Consider the following 5,411-nt stretch of genomic DNA (forward strand, 5'->3'; position numbering starts at 1 on the left):
AAGATGACTCGGGAAATACATAAAGCCCTAGGGGTCAGGAAGTTGTTAGACAAGAGTTTCCAGGTTCCGTCTAATATGATGATACCAGAAGGTAAAGGTAATCATGCAAATAAGGATTATCTGGAAATCATGTCTGACCTGTTGAAAACCATCGACAATTATGGTTTTGATGCTCCGGTTACTGTTAAAGTTCAGGATACGAATAAAGCCCAAAAAGGCGACCAGTCTATAGAGTTAAAGTTTAACTCGCTGGGGGCTATATTAAAGGCTCAGACTGAACTGTTGATTGAGTTGAAAGGTGATAGTGCTAACCGGTTAAATATTCAGATTCGCCTAGCTTATATAATGACGAGAATGTATCGGACTTTAGCTAAGTTATATTACAGAACGTCGGCGATTTTGGACGGGTTGGGAATTCCTATTATCTCGAAGGTGGTGACTTTACCGATTGAGTTTAATGTGTTTGGTAAAAAACACTGGGGAGCTGGTAAGGGATTCGGTAAGGATAGTAAAAAGGGTCAGGAGCCTAAACTTGATTTAAACGATGAAGACACGACAGAAGCTATGTTACCCGATTTATTAGAGATTCATGATTATGAAATAGAGGTTGATGAGTTTAGGTTTAAAAGCACTGACCTTTATGAGATAATTTTGAATATGGCAGCTAAAATGAGGACATAATCGTGACCAAAAGAAATCCCCCCCGTGGTTCTAATCGCCCTCCGAGGGATTCCGGTAGTGGTGGGAAACCACCATCTAAAAAAGATGAAAAAGCCGGGTTAAGAACTGATACCAACAACAGAATAGAGGAAGCGATCGCTGTCTTGGATTTTCGGCTACACTTAGAATATTTAAATGTAGCTTCAGCCCTTGGGGGCGGCGACTTTGAACAGTTTAAACGTTCTTGGTTGATGAATTACTATAATGCGATGACAGAACCGAGGTTTAAAGACAAACCCAAAAGTCCTCCTACTAGAGAGGAACGGGCACGTCTCTTAAAAACTAATGATGAGTTGATGATGAATCGCCAAATCAAATCCGACAATTTGTCATCAAGGGAAAATCTAACTGAATTTCGCCGAAGTAAAGACTTATTACCATTCGACGCTGATAATATAGGTTAAGATTATGTCTAATGTTGTAGGGATAGACCAGAGAGAACTAACTTCAACCGCTATAGCTGGCGGTGCAATGTCTTCACAGTGGTTTAATGCTTTTTCGACCCCTTTTTATCAGCAGATTCAAAGTTTAAAAGCCTTTGATTTTAAGAAGTGGGCGGGTAGTGTCAAGGGCGGAGCTTTAGTTATTGCAGAAAACATCAAAAAAGGGAACTGGGGTTTTTTCAAAGAATGGCTACAAGAGGCTCCTCTGGTTCCTAAAATAGCCGGGATTGTAGCGGGTGGTTTAATTGCTGGGACTGTGCTGATTGTTGGCGGACAAGCATTAGGGTTTGTTGGTGCGGGTGTAGGGAGTTTAGTAGCAGCCCATCCGGCTTTTGTTGGCGGTTTTTTAGGGGTAACAATACCTACAGTGATGAGCAAATTGACCCAAGGGGTTTCTCAAGCCTATAACTTTGATTGGGCAGCATCTGACAAGAAAATGATGGACGATTTAAAACAAGCGGCTAATGCTTTATATGTTCCCTTGGGGGAAACAGTCGGGAAATCATTGGCTAGTTTGGTGGCGGGGAAGGTAGGGCAGTCGGTTAATGCAGCAACGCTAAGGATTCGGGAAGGTGCGATCGCCGCTATGTGTATGATTAACCCGACTATTAAAGAGACTTTGGTGGATGCGTTATCCTCGCTGAGGTATGCGGTGCAAGAGGTTGTTAAAAAAGCACTGTTTGTTATGACTTACATTAACGCCAGAAAAGTAGCAGCCAGGTTGTTGGATAAGGAAGATACTTGGGGCAAGGAAGGGCAATCACCTTTTATTGTTTCGGAGAAAGTAGAAGAAACTTGGGCGAAAGTTAAAGAAGATGAATATTTTGATTGGGTGAATGAGCAACAATGGGAGGGTATAGAAACAATGACATCTACTTTTTTTGAAACCCTCGGTGAGTTGTTGTCAGAGCAGGGAACTTATGAGGAGTGGATACCGGTATAAATTCATCACCTGAGAGGAGGGATATCAATGGCAGACGTTGGAAGACTTACCCAGCAAACTTACATCATGATGGCTCGTCAAAGGCGTATCACGAAGCTATCGGATAAACGCCCGGAACGAGTCCGAATAGAGTTACAACCTAACTGGAACGTTTACCAACTACAGCCAGACAGAAAAAACCCAGATTACAAACTGCTGATGGCTGGTTCTGAGTCAGCCTTGGCATTGCAGTTGTCACAACTGGGATGGATGGAGAAGATGATCGATCATCTTCTCAATGCCAGCGATCTAAAATTCGAGGATTGGTTTGATGTTTGGGCGGCGGGTTATCCAGAACTGCGCTACAGAGTGAACCCAAAACTCCCCAATTTAAGAACTAACTATCCTTCATCTAATGTTAAGGATTCCAATGGGGAGACAATAAGCAGATGGAGGAACGAGGTAGGCTCTCGCCCGGCTTACATTGAATGGAAACCTTCAGCCCGAAAAACAGCAAAAGATGTTGGGCTTCACCGCACAATAGAATATTTTCCCGATCGCTCTCAGAACAAATCAGTTGTCTTGACGGGGAACGACAAGGAATTAATTAGGCAAATCCTACAAATCCACTACGAGGGTGGGGGTAGCAGTGAGGGAATGGATAGCACGGTCTCGACGGGTATTAGTTACCGGGGCGCTCCCAAGGTTGTGCTGTACTTTTTGGAACGGATCGAGGATGTGGAAAAAGGCTACCGACAATTAGAGGCAAGAGTGGGATTCCGTTTGGTGGGAAAAACAGAAAACCCGAACGGAACTGGCGACTTGTTAACTAAAGCTAATATCAGAAGTTTGGCACAGAGAATCGTCCAAAACTTTCTACAACCTCAACAATTCCGTCTTCACAAGGGGAGGGAATCGGTTAGCTATAGAGACAAGCGCCAAGGGTTGGAATCTTTCGTTTTTGTCACCAGTGCATCAGAGGGGATTAATCTTTATCAACGAATCTGCCAGGTGATGGAAATAGAATTTGATAACTCAAAGGTCTTTACATCGAGCAACCAAAATCCAACCCAAGCGTTTCCTATTACGCCCCCAGAAGTGACGATATTGGGTAACAAAATTAAACCACCCCGCCGCCGTCCGGTCGGGCACGTCTATTTTAGAGAGGCGAAATTGTTTTTGGAGATGCTCAATGAGCCTATCATACTCTGTGACTACAACGGGCACATATACAAGAATCCCGATTAGAAGACAACCCCAACGATTTTTTTAGATCAAACAAACTCCCTTGTATGTTCGGAAACCCTATAGGTTTCCGTAACTGTTGCACACCCTAAAAATACCTGTTATGAATGTAGTGGTAATCAGTTTTTAAACAACAAGGCAGGTATTCTATGCCCAGTCTAAATAGTTCAAAAATTTATAGCTGGAATTCACCCTCGCCAGGGGGTACGGGAACCATTAAAGTAGCTGCCCGGCTTTCTAATCGGTACAATGGCATTGCTACACATCTCGGAATGACCGCCCACACAGATCCAACAAATGTAAATGCACATATGCTTAAGCCAAATAAAGCTGTGCAGGAGGGTTTCTTAATGAAGATGCGAATTAACTACCGAAAAGACAATAAGTATTTTGGTGCTGATATTTATGTGCCTACAGACAAGGTTACTGAAGCCATCCAAGTGCTACCTAACAAGCCCTGGGATGGTACGGGAGTGATAACTTCATGTCGCGATCGTGTACGAGTTGATTACCGTTAATAACAAAAGGAGAGTATATCAATGGCTAGAACGAAACTATGTCAATTAGTAGATGGCAATAAGGTTAGAGTATTTAGAGCTAGTAGTGTGATGTATGACGATAACACTGTAACACATTTGGGAATAGGTCCAGTCGCTGATGCGAATAAGAAGGAGCCAGTTTATGATACTGGGGAATTAATGCGAGCTGGTGTATTGGTGAGACTTTGCGTTAGTTGCAACAATGGAACCAATAAACCACCAATTACATATAGACTATTTTGCGACGTAGAAAACGTAAACGCTGCTTTACATCATTATAATAGTAGCGGTAAAACCCTAAACGGTAAAACAGTATTGAGAGCTAGTCTAGACCGTCGTCAAGTTATCAAGTAAAGCATGAGTTTTACGGATGCTTATGGCACATGGGAGGTGATAGCGTCAAGTTATCAGCCAACTCAAGAATGGATAATTCACAGCCCCCCAGTTACTCAATACTCATTGTTGAGGTTTAAATTTTTAACTGATTGGGGGCGGTGGAAAAATCCCTATGATGGCTATAGGTCAATGCTGCTTATTAGAGGGCATTATTCTAATGGTTCTGGAAATTCTGACTGGATAACAGGGCAAAGGACTGTATACGTTACAGAAGAACCGCAACTGATTAACTATCCACCAGTTCAAGAATTTACAGACAACCCCTCGGTGATTAGAAGGTTGGGAGTCCGCCGCCGTTTTTTCAAAAACGCAACATGGATCGAAAATCATCCTACAATGGATCTAAAGTTTGACGTAACAATTGAGGCTTTTGTAAGTTAACATGGACATCTCTCTTAATCAATTAATCGACCATCTCCCAGATGATTCACAGTTTAAAACCTTACTAGAAACATTGGGGGCAAGCGGTGATAGTGTGGACGCTACCGTAGAATTTTGTCATTTAGTAGGGGCATTATATCAAGCACAGCAAGTATACAACCAACAACCAGGAAATCAAGCAATTAGTATGGTCTCAGAAGAAAGTTTTGGGCCTGTAATAGAAAGTTTAGACGGGACATTTTTTAGGAGATTACAAAGAACTCTAGCTTTTTTTAGAAAGTATGAAGATGCTGTAATTGTCCCGAAAATCGAAAGTTAGTTGGTCGAAAATTTAAAGCTGCCAGATAATTCGGATTCTATCTGCGTTATCTGGTCAAAGTCTTGAAATTAACCCAAGTAAAATGTGATTAAAAATCCACATCAACAGAGGAGTTAATTCCACCGTGGATATTGAAATCGAAAAAATCACAATAATCATAAGTTGGATACTTTCACTCATTAGTACGGTATGGTATGTATCAGTTCAATACACAATAATTAAAGTACAAGTCAACAGAAACAGAGAAGAGCTAAACAGAATATCGTCAATGCTTAGGCGAGAAATAGAAGACCATAATAAACTTGTATGGATAAACATCAACCACATGGAAAAATACTTAACCAAAAATCAAGATTATTTTCCGTTAAATATCCAAGGCGATAAATACAAAAATTATGACGACTGAAGTTTTGCCGGAATTATTACGGGTAGGAAGTGATGGGGTC

Annotated in this window: 9 protein-coding genes; all 9 read left to right on the plus strand. The window is 41.6% G+C overall.

The window, feature by feature from the left end:
• Positions 1 to 681 (plus strand): hypothetical protein (locus P5674_RS22900; RefSeq protein WP_315670310.1); only part of this gene is annotated, 681 nt, incomplete at its 5' end.
• Between the two features lie 2 nt (positions 682 to 683).
• A complete protein-coding gene (locus P5674_RS22905) occupies positions 684 to 1,124 on the plus strand; it encodes a hypothetical protein (protein ID WP_315670311.1) in 441 nt (146 codons plus the stop codon).
• 4 nt (positions 1,125 to 1,128) lie between these two features.
• Positions 1,129 to 2,106: a hypothetical protein gene (locus P5674_RS22910; RefSeq protein WP_315670312.1), complete on the plus strand. Its 978-nt coding sequence runs from the start codon at positions 1,129 to 1,131 to the stop codon at positions 2,104 to 2,106.
• A gap of 27 nt (positions 2,107 to 2,133) precedes the next feature.
• Positions 2,134 to 3,333 carry a hypothetical protein gene (locus P5674_RS22915; protein WP_315670313.1) on the plus strand — a complete coding sequence of 400 codons (1,200 nt, stop codon included), beginning with the start codon at positions 2,134 to 2,136 and terminating at the stop codon, positions 3,331 to 3,333.
• Positions 3,334 to 3,680: 347 nt separating this feature from the next.
• On the plus strand, positions 3,681 to 3,848 hold the full coding sequence (locus tag P5674_RS22920; RefSeq protein WP_286180316.1) for a hypothetical protein: 168 nt from the start codon (positions 3,681 to 3,683) through the stop codon (positions 3,846 to 3,848).
• 21 nt (positions 3,849 to 3,869) lie between these two features.
• Complete coding sequence (locus P5674_RS22925; protein ID WP_315670314.1) at positions 3,870 to 4,223, plus strand: hypothetical protein; 354 nt, start codon at positions 3,870 to 3,872, stop codon at positions 4,221 to 4,223.
• A 3-nt stretch (positions 4,224 to 4,226) separates the two neighbouring features.
• Positions 4,227 to 4,646: a hypothetical protein gene (locus P5674_RS22930; protein ID WP_315670315.1), complete on the plus strand. Its 420-nt coding sequence runs from the start codon at positions 4,227 to 4,229 to the stop codon at positions 4,644 to 4,646.
• A 1-nt stretch (position 4,647) separates the two neighbouring features.
• The gene (locus P5674_RS22935) at positions 4,648 to 4,965 is read left to right on the plus strand and encodes a hypothetical protein (RefSeq protein ID WP_315643052.1); all 318 of its coding nucleotides are present in this window, start codon (positions 4,648 to 4,650) and stop codon (positions 4,963 to 4,965) included.
• A gap of 268 nt (positions 4,966 to 5,233) precedes the next feature.
• Entirely contained in the window at positions 5,234 to 5,371 is a 138-nt protein-coding gene (locus P5674_RS22940; RefSeq protein WP_157888701.1) for a hypothetical protein, read from the plus strand.
• Positions 5,372 to 5,411 lie beyond the last annotated feature (40 nt).

The organism is Limnospira sp. PMC 289.06 (assembly GCF_032350395.1).
Taxonomy (GTDB): Bacteria; Cyanobacteriota; Cyanobacteriia; order Cyanobacteriales; family Microcoleaceae; genus Limnospira; species Limnospira platensis.